The organism is Rhodococcus sp. P3_B8, from assembly GCF_056402775.1.
Genome location: NZ_JBFUGT010000047.1, coordinates 22,971 through 40,507, shown reverse-complemented (window position 1 = coordinate 40,507; position 17,537 = coordinate 22,971). Strand labels below are relative to the sequence as shown.

Here is a 17,537-nt window from a genome sequence, read left to right as displayed (position 1 = left end):
ACGCCGCCTCCTGCTCCGCGGTGAACCCGCCGCCCATCCCGTTGCCGCGGGCCAGCAGCCCCGACACGCTCATCCACGCCCGCGACAACTCCTCCGCGACCAGGCAGTACTCGAACACCCCGAGACCGAGACCGCCGTGCTCCTCGGGGATCATGATCCCGAAGAACCCGACCTCGGCCATCGCCTTCTTCACCGTGTCCGGGATGGTGCCGCGGACCGGGTCGAGTTCGTTGGCGACCGGGAGCACCTGCTTCATCGCGAACTCGCGAGCCAGGTCGCGGATCGCCACCCGGTCCTCGGTCAGATACCGCGGCGAGTCGGTACGCGGCTGTGACGGCCGGTGAGTCATGGACACTCCTCATCCACTCGAACTACGGGGCGCGTGACTCGGGGGAACTCGCGGTTCCACACTCGGATCACATTAACGCTTGTTCACCCAGTAGAGCACGGACGGGAACGCACCGTCAATGCCGAATCTCCCCGAGTCAGGCGGGACGGTATCCGACCAGGTTGAGCGCGTAGACGCCGTACGAGTCCGCGACCGCCTGCGCGGACAACGGTCCGTCCGGGCGGTACCAGAGCGCGATTCCCGCGCACATGGTGAGCACCGCAGTCACCGCCTGGTGAACATGGGGGACGTCGAAGTCACCACCCGCCACACCCGCCTCCGCGATGGTGACGAACAGGTGCTCCTGCGCATCGCGCGAGCCCACGACCCGTTTGCGGTCCACCTCGTCGAGGTACCGCAGCTCGGTGTTCGCCACCAGGCAGGCTTGCTGGTTACGGGCGGTGTACAGCGAATGCGCGACCACCGCGGCCGTCCACTGCTCCGCCGGCGCGGACCCAGCCTTCCGCAGGGCGGTCCGGGTGGCGGTGAACTGCTCGTCACTGGCCGACCGCAGAATCTCGACCAGGAGCTCGTCCTTGTTCTCGAAATGGTTGTACACGTTGGCGGCACTGCAGCCCGCGCGTTTGGCGATGGTGCGCATGGTCGCCGCATGAAAGCCGGCGGTATGGAACTCCTCCAGCGCCGCGTCCAGGATCCGCTGCCGGACGGAGGGAATCACCGCACCGCTTGACCGAGTGTTCATCCCTCGGAGGGTAGGGGCCGCGCACAGCGTGGGCAATACACCCGGCAGAAAATGCAGCTCACCACGCTTCACGCACGTCGATCGGGGTGACGGCGCACGGTATTGACCGACGGTAGCGCGTCCGTTATGGTCCAGATCACGTGAACGGTTGTTAATTGCCGGTTCGCGCATTCCGCTCCTCACACCGTGGAGGTATGCCACCTTGAGCACCCTCGAAGAACGAATCCGCCGCCTCGAAGACCTGGAGGCCATCCGGTACCTCGACGCGCGGTACTGCCGCCATCTCGACGACGGCAACTGGGACGCCCTGATGGATCTGTTCACCGACGACGGCGAATTCGACGGGCTGTCCAACCCGAAGGGCAAGAGCGAGATGCGGGCGTTCTTCGCCGGCCTCGCCCCTGGCGGGCTCACCGCGTTCTGGCACTTCATCACCAACCTGGAGATCGACCTCGACGGCGATCGCGCCACCGTCCGCTCGTTCCTGTGGCAGCCCTGTGTATCCGACGCCAACGCCTCCATCGCCGCCGGCCGCTACACGGACGAGGCCGTCAAAGTCGACGGCCGCTGGTTGTACCGCGTCAAACAGGTGCGCTTCCACTACTTCGGTCCGCTCGCGGAGGGCTGGGACGAGAACCAGTTCGCACTCGACTCGGCGCGACGCGCGGCGGTGAACGCGTGACCACCGAGTCCCCCGCCACCGCGGCGAGCGCAGCAGTCTGGTCACCGATTCTCGTGTTGCCGGAGTTCGTCGAGCTGCGACGACGACGCCGGGCGGTCACTGCCGGACTCGGCCTGATCGCGATCGCACTGTTCTCAGGCTTTCTCGTCGGATTCGCATTCTTCCCCGAATTCCTCGGCGACAACTCGGCGTTCGGCATTCCGCTGTCGCTGTGGGTGGTGTTCTCCCAGTTCGCCGGCACCTGGGTGCTCGTGTACGCGTACTTCCGACTCTCCCGCACCTTCATCCAACCCGCCGCCGATGCCGCCGTCCGGGCCATCGCGCAACGTGATCAGGAGCGTGCCTCATGACCGGCGACGCGGATTTCCTCGCCATCGGCATCTGCGCCGCCGTCATCTCGCTCACGCTGTGGGTGACGTTCGCCGCATCGCGCCGCAGCCGGAGCGCCACCGGATTCTTCGCTGCGGGACGCTCGATCACCGGCTGGCAGAACGGTTTCGCGATCGCCGGCGAATTCATTTCCGCCGGTAGCTTTCTGGGCACCACGGGCTTGATCTTCTACAAGGGCGTCGACGGCGCCGTCATTCTGTGCACGTCGGTGGTCTCCTTCCTCCCCGTCCTCTTCCTCCTCGCCGAGAAGATGCGGAATGTCGGAAAGTTCACTCTTGCCGATGTTCTGGTGTTCCGGACCGGTGCACGTCGCGTCCGGGTGGTGGTTGCGCTGAGCACCATCGTCACCGGCACGTTCGTGTTGCTCGCGCAGCTCGTGGCGGCGGGTGTCCTGCTCGAGTCCGTCTCGGGGATCCCGTTCGGCCTCTCCGTCGTGGTGGCCGGATCACTCATGGGCATCTACGTCTTCGTCGGCGGAATGCTGGCGACCACGTGGGTTCAGGTCATCAAGTCGTCCATCCTGTCGATCCTGGCGATCGTGGTGTGCCTCGGAATCCTCGCGAAGTTCGGTTTCAGCGTGCCCGGCATGCTCGGGGCGGCGACCTCGAATGCCGCGTCCGGAGATGCGATCCTCTCGCCGGGTCTGATCTTCGGGCAGACCGGTGCGATCAACCTGATCTCGTACTCCCTGGCGTTCGCGCTCGGCACAGCCGGTATGGCGCACATCCTGATTCGCTTCTTCACCGTCCCCGAGGCGGCGACCGCCCGGAAGTCGCTGGGCTGGACCGTCGCGCTGTGCAGCATCTTCTATCTGATCGTCATCGTGATGGGCTTCGGCACCGCAGCACTTCTCGGTCCCGACGGGGCGGATCGTGTCGGCGCCGGCGGCAATCTCGCAGCACCCACGCTGGTCACGGAACTCGGCGGAGGCGTCGGCACCATCGGTGGTTCGATCGCGCTGGCCATGGTGGCTGCCGTCGCGTTCGCGAGCATCGTCGCCGTCGTCGCGGGCGTCGTGATTTCGGCTGCGGGAACGTTCGCCCACGACGTGTGGCCCACCCTCACCCGCAGGAAGTCCGCCGACGCCGGCACGGAGACTGCGGATGCCCGCGAGGCGAAGATCGCCCGGTATGCGGCGGTCGCGTTCAGCGTCGCCGCGATCGGACTGACGATGGCGATCGGCGACACTACAAATATCACCTACTTCATGGGTATGGCCTTCATGGTCGCAGGCAGTGCGCACCTGCCCAGCCTGCTGCTCAGTCTCAACTGGCGGCGGTTCAACAGCACAGGCGCCGTGTGGGGCATCTCCGTCGGATTAGCATCCACCGTGGTCAGCCTGATGTTCACGGAGGCGCTCTGGCTGGGTAGTGGACCGGCGCCGCTGACCATTCAGTTGCCGGTGATCATCACGATGCCGCTCGGGCTCGCCGCCGCCGTGATCGGCTCCCTCGCCGGCGAACGCCTTCACGGACGTTCGGCAGATCGAGACGAGAAGTTCGCCGAGATGCTGGTGCGCGCCGAGACCGGTATCGGCGCGGAACTCGCCGAAACGCACTAGGTTTCACGCTCGGCCGATGCCCTCGCCGTSACGGCGAGGGCATCGGCCGGGACGTATGTCCGGCGCCACCCTGGACAGCACTTGTACCTATCGGTACAGTCTGTACTGAAAGGTACAAGAACTCCCGAAGGAGCGCCCACCATGTCCGTTCGCCCACCCGCACCCCCGTTCACGCTCGACACCGCGATCGCGAAGGTCCGTGCCGCCGAGGACGGCTGGAATTCCCGTGATCCCGAGAAGGTCGCGCAGGCTTACACCGAGGACAGTTGGTGGCGCAATCGGTCCACCTTTCTGCAGGGGCGCCGCGAGATCGTCGACTTCCTCGCCGGGAAGTGGGACCGCGAACTGGAATACCGTCTGATCAAGGAACTGTGGGCGCACGACGGGAATCGGATCGCGGTCCGGTTCGCGTACGAGTTCCACGACACCGACGGGCAGTGGTTCCGCGCGTACGGCAACGAGAACTGGCAGTTCGACGACAACGGTCTGATGCGGTGGCGTCACGCCAGCATCAACGACGTGCCGATCGACGAATCCGACCGCAAGTTCTTCTGGGACATGTCCGGCGTGCGACCGTCGGATCATCCCGGACTGAGCGATCTCGGCCTCTGACCGCCACACGAGGAGTAGTCATGCCCCGAGCAGTAGCCGAGCGCGGCGACGTCGTCCCCGTGCTGGCGGAGGTGTTCCGATCCCACGGGTTCGACGGCGCGAGCCTGGCCGTCATCACCGAGCACACAGGACTCGGCAAAGGCAGCCTGTACAACTTCTTCCCTCGCGGCAAGGACGAGATGGCGGAGGCGGTCCTCGACGAGGTCGACGCCTGGTTCCAGACCGCCGTATACCTGCCGCTGCGCGGGTCCGAGCCCGCCACTGCCCGTCTGGAGCGGATGTTCGACGAGGTCGAGACGTACTTCCGGTCGGGACGCCGAATCTGCCTGTTCGGCGCGTTCGCGCTCGGCCTCGAACGCGACCGCTTCGCCGACCGGGTCCGCGCCTACTTCACCGACTGGGTCGATTCGCTCGCCGGCGCTCTCGCCGACACCGGCCACGGCAGGCAGTCGCGGCCGCTCGCCGAGGAGGTCGTCGCGGGAATCCAGGGCGCGCTCGTCCTCGCGCGCGCCCTGGACGACCCCGACAGTTTCACGCGCATCCTCACCCGGCTACGCCGCTCGGTCGGAGATCCGACGACATCGCGCGCGTAGGATTCGGATGCGTCAACTCGAGAAGTGAGGCAGCCGTGATCTTCATCGTCGTCAACTTCACCGTGAAACCGGACCACGCGGACGGCTGGCTCGACCTGGTGCAGCCGTTCACCGACGCGACCCGAAACGAACCGGGCAACCTGTGGTTCTACTGGTCGCGGGCGGTGGAGGATCCGAACCTGTACGTCCTCGTCGAAGCGTTCCGTGACGACGACGCCGCCGTCGCCCACGTGCAGAGCGAGCACTTCCAGAACGCCTTGCGCGAGTTGAAACCCGCCCTCGCGCAGACGCCGCGGATCATCAACACCACGATCGACGGCACCGAGTGGTCGCTGATGGGTGAACTCGAAGTCGACTGACCTCGTCCGGCTTCACCCTGAAGTCGCGTGCACCGCGCGTTAGCCTGGAAAACGTGGCTTCCGATCTCACCGAATTCGACGCAGTGATCTTCGACTTCTCCGGCACGCTGTTCCGGCTGGAGGAGGACGACAGCTGGATGGCCGACCTCACCGACCACGACGGTGAGCCGTTCGACCTCCACCAGCAGGCCGAGTTGATGCGGCGCATGACGGCGCCGGTCGGTCAGACCGTCGAGATGGATGCCGCCGAGCACCACGCGTGGACCAACCGCGACCTCGACCCTCGCTTCCACCGGCAGGCGTACCTCGACGTTCTGCGCAAGTCCGGGGTCGCACACGAGGACCAGGCGGTCGGACTGTACGAGCGGGTCATCGACCCGGGATGCTGGAGCGCATACCCCGACACCGCGGAAGTGCTTGCGTCACTGAAGGACCGGGGAATCAAGGTCGCGGTGCTGAGCAACATCGCGTTCGACATCCGGCCCGCGTTCGCGGATCTGGGAGTCGAGCATCTCGTCGATGCGTTCGTGCTGTCGTTCGAGGTGGGTGCGATCAAACCGGACCCGAAGATCTTCGAGCACGCTCTCGCCGCACTCGGTTCCGAGCCCGAACGTACTCTGATGATCGGCGACAGCGAGGAAGCCGACGGTGCGGCACGAAAGGTGGGCTGCGCGTTCGCACTCGTCGAACCCGTTCCCCTCGCGGAGCGCCCGGACGGTCTCCGAACAGCCCTCGGTGCCTTCGGCCTGTGAGTACTTATTAACCACGGGCGGTTAACAAGTACTCACGGGTGCGAAGCGCACAATCCGCGGCCGGTGACGAGAGGCAGGTCGAGTGCGGTCACCAATCCGGGCTTTGCCCCGACCACCGCGTGCACCGAAWTCACCAGCCGCATCGCGGTGACGATCATCCCCGACACGTTGTGGTCGCCGTTTTCGCCGTGGTGGTTGAACTCGACGGTCATCATCGGCTCGCCCGTGATGTCGATGCGGTAGCACCCGTCGCCGCGGGTCGGTTTCGGCCAGTCCGGTTTCTGTTCGGGGTGGGTGCGGGTGACGTGCTCGAGGACCACGCGAGGCACTCCGTCGACCGTGCCGACGACTTCGAACCGCACCGCCGCCGCCGTTCCCTTCGCGATGTGGCACGAGAGAATGTCCAGGTCCTGCTCGGCGGGGATGCGTTCGAATTTCTCCACCAGCGGTTCGTCGAGCGTGAGGTCCAGTCCCGCGGCGATCTGGCGGACGACGCTCCCCCATGCCAGAGACAGCACGCCCGGCTGGAACAGCATCGGCGTCTCCTCGACAGGTTTGCCGAAACCGAAGATCTCGGTCATCACCACCGGCTGGTAGTAGGTGGAGTAGTCGGCGATCTCGGCGCAGCGCACCTCGTCGATCCGCTGCGACAGGCTCGTCATGGCCAGCGGCAGAACGTCGTTCGCGAATCCGGGGTCGATACCGTTCACGTGGAGGCTCGCGTCTCCCTGCTCGCCGGCGCGGTGGATGCGGTCGACGAGTTCGTCCGGGACCACACCGATCGGGTACTGCAACAGAACAGGTCCCGAGGACACGACGTTGATGCCCGCCTCGAGGAAGGAGATCAGGTCCTCGATGGCGTCGAAGATGCGGTCGTCCGTCATCGCGGTGTGCACGATGCAGTCCGGCTTCAGGGCGAGAAGTGCTGCTTTGTCGTCGGTCGCCGCCACGCCGAGTTCTCTTCCGAGACCGGCCAGCTCCCCGGCGTCCTTCCCGACCTTCTCCGGATCGGACACCCACACACCGACCAGTTCGAGGTCGTCGCGGGCGTCGATCCCTGCGATGGCGTGACGCCCGACCGTACCGGTGGACCATTCGACGACGCGGTATCTCATGAGTTCTCTCCGAGTTCCAGAAGTAGCACCCCTCCCGCGAATGTAACAGGTTCTAGTTTACCGGGTGGACGATTGCCGAAGAGTGCTATCGCGGTTCGGCGTCAGGGAGAATCCATACGTATGACACCCACCGACGTCTACCGCGCACCGATGCGTTCCCGTCGCGACGACGTGGACCCAGGGCTCGCGGTGCAGCGCGCGCTCGCCATGCACGTGTGTGGAATCGGCGGTTTGCTGGCCCCACCTCCCGTCGATCTGAGTGAGGCGCTCGACGCGACCGAGCGCACCTACGGCGATCCGGCCGCACGCCGGCTCGAACGCTTCACGCAGGTGCTGGACGGATCGTTCGTCTGGTCGCGTGACGCCGACGGGCTCTACCTCCTCGGCCGGATCGACGGTCCGTGGCGCTACGACTCGAGTCCGGAGGCCACGGCTGTGGATCTGGTGCACCTCCGAGACTGCGAGTGGCTCGACGTACCCGTCGCCGAGCTCGACGTACCGCCCGCGACCGTGCACACCTTCGCCCGCGGTGGACGCAACTTCCAGCAGACCCACCACCCTGACATCGCCGAGCAGACGCGGCGCGTGTGGGACCGCGGAAGGCGGTGACCCGACGCGCCGCGCCGAACGTGGCTGTCCGACCTCCCCGCCGTCGTCGAAACGCTGAGTCGGGAGTGGTCGCTGGACATCGGTCGCCCGTTCCAGCCGGGCGGCGTGACGTCCTGGACGGCGCCCGCACGTCCCGCCGCCGGCGAACGCGTGGTGCTGAAGGTCGGCTGGCGACACGACGAGGCACTGCACGAGTCGGACGGACTCGCGGCCTGGGACGGTGACGGCGCCGTCCGACTGCTCGACCACCGCGTGCTCGACCACACCACGGCGCTGCTCCTCGACTCGGGCACATGGGCGCGATGCTCCGCCCGTGAGTACTTATTAACCGCCCGTGGTTAATAAGTACTCACAGGCGGAGCTACCAGCGGTACCCGAGCAGGCCCAGGACGAATTCGAGCCAGTCGGGAAGTCCGGGATCGCGGAACATCGAGGGCCTCCTCAGCACGGTGTAACGGTGTCGACCTGTCTATCGGCACCGAAGACCCCGGCGTTAGAGCACTGCATCTCGTCGGATTTACAAATCTTCATATTTGTCTAGCCTCTGGATCAAAGTCAGTGTACTGTCCAAATGAGAGTGAGCTGGTTCATACCGGCACGGCTACTGGACGAGGAGGTTCGGATCGTGACGACGTCGAATGTCGGCAGGATTTCAGGAGAGGCGCCACCGGAAGCGTGGCGTGACCGCAAGCGCTACCTGTGGTTGATGGGATTGATTCCCCCGACCGCAGTGTTCCTCGCTGCGGGGCTCGTGTGGGCTTTCAACCAATTGGGATGGTCGGCGGCTGCTCCGGTGTGGTGGTGGATCGGCGCCCTGCTGTTGTTCGGACTGCTTCCGCTCCTCGACAGGTTCTTCGGGCCCGACGGCCAGAACCCGCCCGAGGAAGTGATGGAACAGCTCGAGAACGACAGGTACTACCGGTACTGCACCTACGTATTCATCCCGTTCCAGATGGCGAGCCTGGTGTTCGCGTGCTACCTCTGGTCGGCGGACAACCTCTCCTGGCTCGGCATCGACGGCGGCCTCGGGCTGGTGTCGAAGGTCGGCGTCGCGTTCAGCGTCGCCGTCATGGGCGGCATCGGCATCAACACCGCACACGAGATGGGCCACAAGAAGACCGAGCTCGAACGGTGGCTGGCCAAGATCACTCTCGCGCAGACCTTCTACGGTCACTTCTACATCGAGCACAACCGGGGCCACCACGTTCGGGTTGCCACGCCGGAGGATCCGGCGAGTTCACGCTTCGGCGAGAGCTTCTGGACGTTCCTGCCCCGCAGCGTCTGGGGAAGCCTGAAGTCGTCCTGGGAGCTCGAGAAGACGCGGATGCAGCGACTTGGCAAGAGCACGTGGAGCATTCACAACGACGTGCTCAATGCCTGGCTCATGTCGGTGGTGCTGTTCGGTGTGCTCATCACCGTCTTCGGTCCGGTCGTCATCCCGTTCCTGATCATTCAGGCGGTCTACGGTTTCTCTCTCCTCGAGACGGTCAACTACCTCGAGCACTACGGCTTGATGCGTCAGAAGACCGCCAGCGGCCGCTACGAGCGCTGCGCTCCCGCACACAGCTGGAACTCCGACCACATCGTCACCAACATCTTCCTCTACCACTTGCAGCGTCACAGCGACCATCACGCGAACCCGACCAGGCGGTACCAGACGCTCCGGAGCATGGACGGCGCCCCCAACCTGCCCAGCGGCTACGCCAGCATGATCACGCTCGCGTACTTCCCACCGCTCTGGCGCAAGGTGATGGATCACCGCGTGCTCGACCACTACGACGGCGACATCACCCGTGTGAACATTCAACCCGGCAAGCGCGAGAAGGTGCTGGCCAAGTACAGCGGCGGAGTTCGGTGATGGCCGCCTACCAGTGCCCGGTCTGCGACTACGTCTACGACGAGGCGTCCGGCGCACCGCGTGAGGGATTCCCCGCCGGCACCGCGTGGACCGATGTGCCCGACGACTGGTGCTGCCCCGACTGCGGGGTCCGCGAAAAGATCGATTTCGACCCGAAGGTGGCGTGACATGAGTATCGATTTCAAGCTTTACCGCTGCGCCCAATGCGGATTCGAGTACGACGAGGCCGAGGGCTGGCCGGAGGACGGCATCGAGCCCGGCACCAGGTGGGACGATATTCCCGAGGACTGGTCGTGCCCCGACTGTGGGGCCGCCAAGGCGGACTTCGACATGGTCGAGGTCAGCCGGGCATGAGCGCAATGCCGAATCTCTCCACGGAACTGTCGACGGTGGTCATCGTCGGGTCCGGTATCGCAGGGGCGAGCGCCGCGCAGACGCTCCGGTCGGAAGGCTTCAGCGGGCGCGTCGTCCTGATCGGAGACGAACCCGCACCGCCGTATCGGCGGCCGACGGTGTCGAAGGACCTCCTGTCGGGTGCCACTGCCCCGGAGAAGGCCGCGCTGAAGCCGGACTCTTTCTGGAAGGAAAGAGATATCGAATTGATCACCGGTGCAACGGCAGTCGAACTCGACACCCGGCGGAAGTTGCTGACGCTCTCCTCCGGCGACACACTGCAGTTCAGTGCCCTTCTGCTCGCGACCGGTGGCCGGGCCCGAAAACTCGAGGGTGTCTCCGGTGCGCACGTCTTCACTCTGCGGTCGATGGCCGATGCCGATTCCCTTCGCGAGTCGATTCGGCGCACCGGTTCCCTGCTCGTGATTGGCGGGGGTCTCATCGGATGTGAGGTCGCGGCCACGGCGAGGTCGCTCGGCGCGGAGGTCACCGTCCTCGAACGAGACCCGTCGCTCCTCAGTCGAATTGTGCCCCCGGAAATCTCGACGATGATCGCGTCGCTGCACTCCGAGAACGGCGTCGACGTCTGCACGGATGTCGCATTGTCGTCGCTCGACGTGAGCGACGACGGCTCCGTCCGCGCCACCGCAGACGACGGTCGCAGCTGGAGTGCAGGCACCGTCCTCGTGTCGGTCGGCACCGTCCCCGAGGTGACGCTCGCGGTCGCGGCGGGACTGCGCGTCCACAACGGCATCACCGTCGATGAGCGGTTTCGCACCTCGGCCGACGGCGTCTACGCGGCCGGAGACGCCGCCAACCTCCCCGGTGCGCGTGTCTCCGAGCGTTTCCGTTCCGAACATTGGAACGGCGCTCAGGCACAGGGGATTGCCGCCGCGCACTCCATCCTCGGGAAACCCACGCCGTTCACCGACGTTCCGTGGGGATGGTCCACGCAGTACGGCCACAACGTGCAGTTCGCCGGCACGACCCGTTTCGACGACGACTACGTGATCCGCGGTTCGATCGACGATCGCGATTTCACAGCGGTCGCGGTGCGTGCGAGCACGCCGGTCGGGGTCATCGCCGTGGGCCGCCCGAAAGACCTCCGAACCGTGCGCACCATGATCGCCCGGGGCGGCACAGTCGACCGCGCCGCATTGGCGGACGAGTCGGTTGCTCTGACCGACGTGCTCGCCGGCGAGCGGGAAGGTCGGGTTCCGGCCGCCCGCTAGCATCGAGGTCATGTCCGCAGACGACCGCACCGAGCGACAGAGTCGATACCGGCTGGCCGCGACGTCGCTGATGCGGGAGACAACCCTCGATGCGCTCCGGGAACTGCTGCTCGAACGTCCCTGGCCGACAATCACCATGACCGACGTCGCGGTCGCCGCCGGGCTGAGCAGGCAGACGATCTACAAAGAGTTCCGCTCGCGGCGCGGCCTGGCGGAGGGGTACGCACTTCGGCTGACCGACAGCCTCGTCACCGTCATCGAATCCGCTCTGTACGAGAACCCCGGCGACGCGACAACTGCTCTGCGGGAAGGTTATGCGACGTTCTTCGAACTCAGCGGAGCCGATCCCCTGGTGATGTCGCTGCACCAGGGGAAGGCACCCGAGGATCTGCTGCGCCTGATCACGACGGACAGCAACATCATCATTCGTCCCGCGGCCGATCGGCTCGCAGTGACGTTGCAGCGGTCGTGGGTGAACTCGTCCCCGGACGATGCGGACATCATCGCGCACGCCATCGTCCGGCTCGCCTTGAGTTTCATCGCCAACCCACCCGAGGACACCGCGGCGGCGTCGGCGAACACCGCCCGGCTGTTCGCCCCGTTCGTTGCGGCTCCGCCACCCGTGAGTACTTATTAACCGCCCCACGTTAATAAGTACTCACGGGGTGTCAGCCCAGCGGGGTGCCGACGTAGTTCTCGGCGATGAGGGTGCGGCCGGCGACGGAGCGGGTGACCATGTCGAGTTCGGCGACCTGCCGCTTGTGGCCGAATCCGGTGTCGTCGGGGAGTCGGTGCAGCATCGAGGACATCCACCAGGAGAAGTGCTGGGTCCGCCACACGCGTGGGAGGACGCTGTCGGTGTAACCCTCGAGCCCGGCCCGGCTGCGGGTGGCGAAGTATTCGGCCATCGCCTTGGAGAGGAAGTACACGTCGGCGATCGCCAGGTTCATGCCCTTCGCGCCGGTGGGGGGCACGGTGTGGGCGGCGTCGCCGGTGAGGAAGAGGTTGCCGTGCTGCATGGGTTCGCACACGAAGCTGCGGAACTGCAGGATCGACTTCTGGAAGATCTTGCCGTCCTTGATCTCCGCGCCTTCGCCGTCGACGCGGGCGTGCAGCTCCGACCAGATGCGGTCGTCGGACCAGTTGTCGATGGAGTCGTCCGGGTCGACCTGCAGGTAGTGCCGCTGGACCTCCGGGGTGCGGGTGCTGATGAGCGCGAAGCCGCGGGGGTGGTTGGCGTAGATCAGTTCCTCGGACGACGGCGGGGCCTCGGCGAGGATGCCGAACCAGGCGAACGGGTACTGGCGGAAGTGGTCGGTGCGCACGGTGGTCTCGGGGATGAGACCGCGGGTGGTGGTCCGCGAGCCGTCGCAACCGGCGACGAGCGCACAGGTGAGTGTCTGCTCGTTGCCGTCGGCGTCGAGGTAGGTGATCTTCGGGTTGTCGGACGTGTGGTCCAGAACCTGCACGTCGGAGACGCCGAAGCGGATGTCGCCGTCGTCTTCGAGACGCCGGGCGATGAGGTCTTTGAGGACCTCGTGCTGCGGGTAGACGGTGACGGCGCGGCCGCCGGTCAGTTCGTCGAAGTCGATGCGGTGGCCGCGGCCGCCGAACCGCAGTTCGATGCCGTGGTGGGTGAGTCCTTCACGCTTGACGCGGTCGCCGAGTCCGGTGTCGACCATCAGGTCGACGGTGTTCTGTTCGAGCACACCGGCCCGGATCGTGCCCTCCACCTCCTCGCGGGTGCGGCTTTCGAGCACGACGGAATCGATGCCCTTCAGGTGCAGGAGATGGGACAGCATCAGTCCTGCGGGACCCCCGCCGACGATCCCGACCTGTGTGTTCATGAGCAGACTCCTCGCGTAGTTCGTGACACCAGTCACTGTGCTGCCCGCCGTGTGATCGCAACACCCCCTCTTTCACTGAGTGAAAGACGAGCTACGCGACGCCGCGGGAAATGCCGCGTGCGGCCGCCCGCACCGCCGGGATCAGGGGCGCGGGATCCTTCTCCGCCGGAACCACGACGGACACCGCTGCCACCACCTCACCCGTCGACCGCGACACCGGTGCGRCCACGGCCAGCGTTCCGACGTTGAGGTGTTCGCGGCACGTGACCCAGCCGGTTCGGCGGATGTCGTCGAGGGTGCTGCGCAGGCGATGTTCGGTGGTGATGGTCGACGGGGTGAAGCGTTCGAGGCCCGCCGCGAGGACCTCGTCGAGCAGGTCCTTGCCGCCGAACGCCAACAGCACGAGGCCGCCGCTCGACGCGTGCAGCGGCAACCGGCCGCCGGCCCTCCCGACGACGGTCACGGCACCGCGCGCCGACAACCGTTCGATGTAGAGCGCCTCCAGATCCTCCCGGACCACGAGCTGGACGTTCTCACGCGTCGCCTCGTACAGGTCCTCGAGGTAGGGCAACGCCACCTGCCGCAATCCGTGGGCGCGGGGCGCGAGCGCACCCAACTCCCACAGCCGCACCCCGATCTCGTAGTGCCCGTCGTCGACGCGTTCGAGCGCGCCGTTGCCGACCAGTTGACGGCACAGCCGGTGCACCGTGGGCAGCGGCAGTCCGGTGCGCCGGCTCAGCTCCGACTGCGACAGCCGAGGGCGCTCCGAGGTGAACGAACCCAGCACCAGGAAGGCGCGTCCCAGCATGCTGCGGTCGTCTTCGGACATGCCGCCAGTATCCCGGTCACCACCAGCGGGTGGCCATGCCGATCTGACGGTCGAGTTCGGGGACGAGACTCCGGACGTACGTCGCCGAGAGGTGATGCGAATCGTGATACACGAGGATGTTTCCCTGCACCGCACGGCAGATCGCCACGTCACACACGGCGTCCGTGAGGTCGAGCGGATGCACCGACGGCAGGTCGCGGGCCGCCTCGAGGGTGGGGTTGTCCGGGGCCAGCACGTCGTCCCGGCGCATCCCGCAACTGTCGGCGTCGCCGCCGTCGGCGAGGCAGTCGACGACCGAATACGGGACGCCGTCGTTGTGCAGCCACGGGGTGTCGCGGATGCCGAGGAACGGGAGCCCGAAATCCGCCAGCCGCGCCCACAGGCCCACGTAGTCGTCGGGGGTGACGTCGCCGGCGCCCTCCTCGTTGGGACGCGAGGACGTCGAGAACACCCAGTCCGGTCGGTGATCACGGAGACGGTCGAGGACGTCGCGGGACCAGTCGCCGCAGTCGGGATACGGCTCGCCGGCGAGCAGCGGATCGTCCGCGACGGTCAGCGGGCACCCCATCTTGAGGTACGTCTCGACCCGGATGCCGCGCTGTTGCCCGATGCGATCGAGCGCGGGCACCCAGTGCTCGGCGTGGGAACTGCCCACCACGGCGATCGTCCGGTCGGCGGTGAGGTCGCCGTACACGCAGGTGACGACGTCGCGGGTGCTCAGATCGGAGATGCAGCCGTCGAGGGTCGGCTGCGGAAGATCTCCCGACGCCTCGAGCAGGGTGGGTCGCATGTCCGTGCGCGGCGCGAACGCGCCGTCGGTCAACGACGCCGCACCCGGGTACAGCCACGGGTCCAGCTCGCCGACCCGCGCGGTCGTCTCGGGGTTGCGGACCAGATACACGTGCCAGCCGGACGCGGTCCCCACCACGGCGACGCCGAGGATCGCGACCAGCGCGGTCAGCGCTCGCCTCGGCCGGGCCGACCCGGTCTGGAACCGCTCTTCGATCAGCCGCTGGGTGAGCCACGCCAGCACCAGCGACACGAGGATCACCGCGAGTCCGCCGAGCGCTCCGACCGCGGGCCGCTCCCGCCACGTGAGGTAGAAGATGAGGATCGGCCAGTGCCACAGGTACAGCGAATACGCCAGGCCACCGAGTTCGACGAACGGCCGCGACGCCATCATCGTCACGATCCCCGGCTGCTCGGACGGGCCTGCGCCCGCGAGGATCAGCGCCACCGCCGCACCGACCGGGATCAGGGCCACCGGACCGGGGAACAGGGCGGCGCCGTCGACGAGGAACCCGCATCCGAGGACCACGGCGAACCCCGCCACCGCGAGGACGGTCCGCGACCACCGGGGCAGCGCGACCCGATGCACGACGAGCGCGAGCAGCGCCCCCGCGAGCAACTCCCACAGTCGCGCGAACGTGTCGAAGTACGCCCACGACTGCCGGTCCTGCGACAGCACGGCCGCGTAGGCGAACGACGCCACCAACCCGAGAACGAGGACACCACCCAGCACGCGGCGGAGGAGGTCCGGTCGGCAGCGACGACGGCACGTCCACGCGATCCCGGCCACCACCGCGAGGGCGACCAGGTAGAACTGCCCCTGCACGGACATCGACCACAGGTGCTGCAGCGGACTGACCGACGCGTCGGCGGCGGCGTAGTCGGATGCYGTCCGGGCCAGCTGCCAGTTCTGCACGTACAGAAGTGACGCGAGGATTTGGTCCGCGATCCCCGACCACTGCGTGAACGGCCGCTGCATCACCGTCACGACCGTGGTCGCGGCCGACACCAGCACGAGCGCGGGCAGCAGCCGGCGGGCGGTGCGCCGCAGGACGGCGGGAATCGACGGACCCGAATCCGCCCCGGCGCGTCGCACGAGCATGCCCGTGAAGAAGAACCCGGAGAGGACCAGGAAGATGTCGACGCCGCCGGACACCCGCCCGAACCACACGTGATAGACCACGACCAGCGCGATCGCGATTCCGCGCAGACCGTCGAGGTCGTACCGGTAACCGCTCACGGCCGACGGTGGCGCCGCGGCGTGGCTCGGACGGCTCGCAGCCACCTGGGGGTTGGGTCTCACAATCCGTCCTGGCTCATCGACTCGGTACCCGATCGATTATCCACACGGGGTTTACCAGTTCTTGACCAACCGGGGCGTGGAGTAGCCGATGTTTGACAGGCAACTATGGCGCGCCACACAATAAGTCCGCGTATAGAACTAGGGTTCGCATCGCGAACAACCCGCGCACATCACCGCCGAACGTCGAGGACACCATGACCACTTCCCAACGAAGCGCCGCCCGCGCCTCCACCGCCCTCTGGGTAGCGCCCCTCTGCTGGGTAGCCGTACTGCTCGACGGTTTCGACCTAGTGGTCCTCGGCGCCGTCATCCCTTCCCTCCTCGACTACGAGGACTGGGGGCTCTCGACAGGAACGATCACGTTCATCTCGACTTTCGGCCTGGTCGGCATGACGATCGGAGCGCTGGTCATCGGGACGCTGACCGACGTCATCGGACGCCGGCGCGCCCTTCTGTATGCCGTTGCGGCGTTCTCCGTTCTCACGCTCCTCTGCGCCGTGGCGCCCAATCCGTTCTTCTTCGGACTGTTCCGCTTCCTCGCCGGAGTCGGACTCGGCGGCGCACTGCCGACGGCGCTGGCCCTGGTCAACGAGTTCTCGAAGAGGCAGGGCGGCGGTTCCGCGTCGACGCTGCTGATGACCGGATATCACGTGGGTGCCGTCGCAACCGCTGCGCTGGCGATCGTGCTGATCGAACCGTTCGGCTGGCGTTCGATGTTCGTCGTCGGCGCCCTGCCCGCCGTGGTCCTGATTCCGCTGATGCTGCGCTACCTCCCCGAGTCCCCCTCGTACCTGCTGGCACACGGCAAGCGCGCCGAGGCCGAGGCCGTCGCGAAGCAGTACGGCCTGGAACTGGAGGCTGCACCCGCCGCCGACGCTCCCGTCGCGGCCTCGGCCAACCCGGTGCGCGCCCTGTTCTCGCGCCCGTTCCTGCGCAACAGCATCGCCATCTGGGTCACGTCGTTCATGGGACTGCTGCTCGTCTACGGTCTCAACACGTGGCTGCCGACGATCATGCGCGAGGCGGGCTACAACCTCGGCGCGTCACTGACGTTCCTGCTGATCCTCAACGCGGGCGCGGTGGTCGGACTGCTGATCGCGGGCGGCGTCGCCAACAAGATCGGCCCGCGCACCGCGGCCATCATCTGGTTCGCGGGCGCCGCGGTGTTCCTCGCCCTGCTCAGCGTCAAGGTGTCGTTCGGCATCTACGCCCTGGTGTTCCTCGCCGGCTGCTTCGTGTTCAGCGCACAGGTTCTCGTCTACGCGTTCACGAGCGCGAACCACCCGCCGCAGATCCGCGCCACCGCGCTCGGCTGGTCGGCCGGTGTGGGCCGGGTGGGCGCGATCTGCGGTCCGATCCTCGGCGGCGTCCTGCTGGGCGCGGGCTACGCGGTGCCGTGGGGCTTCTACGCATTCGCCCTGGTAGGGCTGTTCGGAGCGATCGCCATCTCGTCCACCCGGACGGTGCGCTGAACTCTTGACAGCCGTCCGATGAGTTTCGGGCGTGGGCGCGGTCTATATCG

The 17,537-nt window shown here is 66.7% G+C and carries 21 protein-coding genes; 15 read left to right on the top strand and 6 right to left on the bottom strand.

Annotated elements, in window-relative coordinates; genetic code table 11:
• On the bottom strand, positions 1 to 349 hold a 349-nt coding region (locus AC1D1G_RS17825), incomplete at its 3' end, for an acyl-CoA dehydrogenase family protein (protein ID WP_477953060.1).
• Positions 350 to 485: 136 nt separating this feature from the next.
• Positions 486 to 1,091 (bottom strand): TetR/AcrR family transcriptional regulator, encoded by a 606-nt coding sequence (locus AC1D1G_RS17820; protein ID WP_477953059.1) that lies wholly within the window; start codon positions 1,089 to 1,091, stop codon positions 486 to 488.
• Positions 1,092 to 1,293: 202 nt separating this feature from the next.
• Here AC1D1G_RS17820 and AC1D1G_RS17815 point away from each other — a divergent pair, with 202 nt between their 5' ends.
• The 7 genes from AC1D1G_RS17815 (at position 1,294) to AC1D1G_RS17785 (ending at position 6,040) form a co-directional block, all read left to right on the top strand.
• Positions 1,294 to 1,773 carry a nuclear transport factor 2 family protein gene (locus tag AC1D1G_RS17815; protein ID WP_477953058.1) on the top strand — a complete coding sequence of 160 codons (480 nt, stop codon included), beginning with the start codon at positions 1,294 to 1,296 and terminating at the stop codon, positions 1,771 to 1,773.
• The gene (locus AC1D1G_RS17810; RefSeq protein ID WP_317571689.1) at positions 1,770 to 2,123 is read left to right on the top strand and encodes a DUF485 domain-containing protein; all 354 of its coding nucleotides are present in this window, start codon (positions 1,770 to 1,772) and stop codon (positions 2,121 to 2,123) included. Before AC1D1G_RS17815 ends, AC1D1G_RS17810 begins: the two co-directional genes overlap by 4 nt.
• Positions 2,120 to 3,724 carry a solute symporter family protein gene (locus AC1D1G_RS17805; protein WP_477953057.1) on the top strand — a complete coding sequence of 535 codons (1,605 nt, stop codon included), beginning with the start codon at positions 2,120 to 2,122 and terminating at the stop codon, positions 3,722 to 3,724. Before AC1D1G_RS17810 ends, AC1D1G_RS17805 begins: the two co-directional genes overlap by 4 nt.
• Before the next feature lie 141 nt (positions 3,725 to 3,865).
• Positions 3,866 to 4,336: a nuclear transport factor 2 family protein gene (locus AC1D1G_RS17800; RefSeq protein ID WP_283333712.1), complete on the top strand. Its 471-nt coding sequence runs from the start codon at positions 3,866 to 3,868 to the stop codon at positions 4,334 to 4,336.
• A gap of 20 nt (positions 4,337 to 4,356) precedes the next feature.
• Positions 4,357 to 4,929 carry a TetR/AcrR family transcriptional regulator gene (locus tag AC1D1G_RS17795; protein ID WP_283333710.1) on the top strand — a complete coding sequence of 191 codons (573 nt, stop codon included), beginning with the start codon at positions 4,357 to 4,359 and terminating at the stop codon, positions 4,927 to 4,929.
• Positions 4,930 to 4,964: 35 nt separating this feature from the next.
• Positions 4,965 to 5,288, top strand: coding sequence for a putative quinol monooxygenase (locus tag AC1D1G_RS17790; protein ID WP_167115687.1), 324 nt, complete (start codon positions 4,965 to 4,967; stop codon positions 5,286 to 5,288).
• A 53-nt stretch (positions 5,289 to 5,341) separates the two neighbouring features.
• Positions 5,342 to 6,040, top strand: a complete 699-nt coding sequence (locus AC1D1G_RS17785; protein ID WP_477953056.1) for an HAD family hydrolase — start codon at positions 5,342 to 5,344, stop codon at positions 6,038 to 6,040.
• A gap of 32 nt (positions 6,041 to 6,072) precedes the next feature.
• On the opposite strand, the gene AC1D1G_RS17780 is transcribed toward AC1D1G_RS17785, so the two are convergent.
• The gene (locus AC1D1G_RS17780; RefSeq protein ID WP_477953055.1) at positions 6,073 to 7,155 is read right to left on the bottom strand and encodes an NAD(P)H-dependent amine dehydrogenase family protein; all 1,083 of its coding nucleotides are present in this window, start codon (positions 7,153 to 7,155) and stop codon (positions 6,073 to 6,075) included.
• 120 nt (positions 7,156 to 7,275) lie between these two features.
• Here AC1D1G_RS17780 and AC1D1G_RS17775 point away from each other — a divergent pair, with 120 nt between their 5' ends.
• From AC1D1G_RS17775 to AC1D1G_RS17745, 7 genes are all read left to right on the top strand, one after another.
• Positions 7,276 to 7,764 carry a GAF domain-containing protein gene (locus AC1D1G_RS17775; protein WP_283333706.1) on the top strand — a complete coding sequence of 163 codons (489 nt, stop codon included), beginning with the start codon at positions 7,276 to 7,278 and terminating at the stop codon, positions 7,762 to 7,764.
• A 105-nt stretch (positions 7,765 to 7,869) separates the two neighbouring features.
• Complete coding sequence (locus AC1D1G_RS17770; RefSeq protein ID WP_477953054.1) at positions 7,870 to 8,106, top strand: hypothetical protein; 237 nt, start codon at positions 7,870 to 7,872, stop codon at positions 8,104 to 8,106.
• 283 nt (positions 8,107 to 8,389) lie between these two features.
• Positions 8,390 to 9,622, top strand: coding sequence for an alkane 1-monooxygenase (locus AC1D1G_RS17765; RefSeq protein WP_317571698.1), 1,233 nt, complete (start codon positions 8,390 to 8,392; stop codon positions 9,620 to 9,622).
• On the top strand, positions 9,622 to 9,789 hold the full coding sequence (locus tag AC1D1G_RS17760; RefSeq protein ID WP_280780589.1) for a rubredoxin: 168 nt from the start codon (positions 9,622 to 9,624) through the stop codon (positions 9,787 to 9,789). The genes AC1D1G_RS17765 and AC1D1G_RS17760 overlap by 1 nt, the downstream gene beginning before the upstream one ends.
• 1 nt (position 9,790) lies before the next feature.
• Positions 9,791 to 9,976 carry a rubredoxin gene (locus AC1D1G_RS17755; protein WP_477953053.1) on the top strand — a complete coding sequence of 62 codons (186 nt, stop codon included), beginning with the start codon at positions 9,791 to 9,793 and terminating at the stop codon, positions 9,974 to 9,976.
• A complete protein-coding gene (locus AC1D1G_RS17750; protein WP_283353968.1) occupies positions 9,973 to 11,247 on the top strand; it encodes an NAD(P)/FAD-dependent oxidoreductase in 1,275 nt (424 codons plus the stop codon). The genes AC1D1G_RS17755 and AC1D1G_RS17750 overlap by 4 nt, the downstream gene beginning before the upstream one ends.
• A 10-nt stretch (positions 11,248 to 11,257) precedes the next feature.
• Positions 11,258 to 11,884: a TetR/AcrR family transcriptional regulator gene (locus tag AC1D1G_RS17745; RefSeq protein ID WP_283353967.1), complete on the top strand. Its 627-nt coding sequence runs from the start codon at positions 11,258 to 11,260 to the stop codon at positions 11,882 to 11,884.
• Between the two features lie 31 nt (positions 11,885 to 11,915).
• Here the strand turns inward: AC1D1G_RS17745 and AC1D1G_RS17740 are convergent, their stop codons facing one another.
• From AC1D1G_RS17740 to AC1D1G_RS17730, 3 genes are all read right to left on the bottom strand, one after another.
• Positions 11,916 to 13,094 carry a 4-hydroxybenzoate 3-monooxygenase gene (locus tag AC1D1G_RS17740; RefSeq protein ID WP_477953052.1) on the bottom strand — a complete coding sequence of 393 codons (1,179 nt, stop codon included), beginning with the start codon at positions 13,092 to 13,094 and terminating at the stop codon, positions 11,916 to 11,918.
• A 91-nt stretch (positions 13,095 to 13,185) separates the two neighbouring features.
• Positions 13,186 to 13,923 (bottom strand): IclR family transcriptional regulator, encoded by a 738-nt coding sequence (locus AC1D1G_RS17735; protein WP_477953051.1) that lies wholly within the window; start codon positions 13,921 to 13,923, stop codon positions 13,186 to 13,188.
• 16 nt (positions 13,924 to 13,939) lie between these two features.
• Positions 13,940 to 16,015: an acyltransferase family protein gene (locus AC1D1G_RS17730; RefSeq protein ID WP_477953050.1), complete on the bottom strand. Its 2,076-nt coding sequence runs from the start codon at positions 16,013 to 16,015 to the stop codon at positions 13,940 to 13,942.
• 194 nt (positions 16,016 to 16,209) lie between these two features.
• Here AC1D1G_RS17730 and AC1D1G_RS17725 point away from each other — a divergent pair, with 194 nt between their 5' ends.
• Positions 16,210 to 17,487, top strand: coding sequence for an MFS transporter (locus AC1D1G_RS17725; RefSeq protein ID WP_283353964.1), 1,278 nt, complete (start codon positions 16,210 to 16,212; stop codon positions 17,485 to 17,487).
• The last annotated feature ends 50 nt before the right edge of the window (positions 17,488 to 17,537 follow it).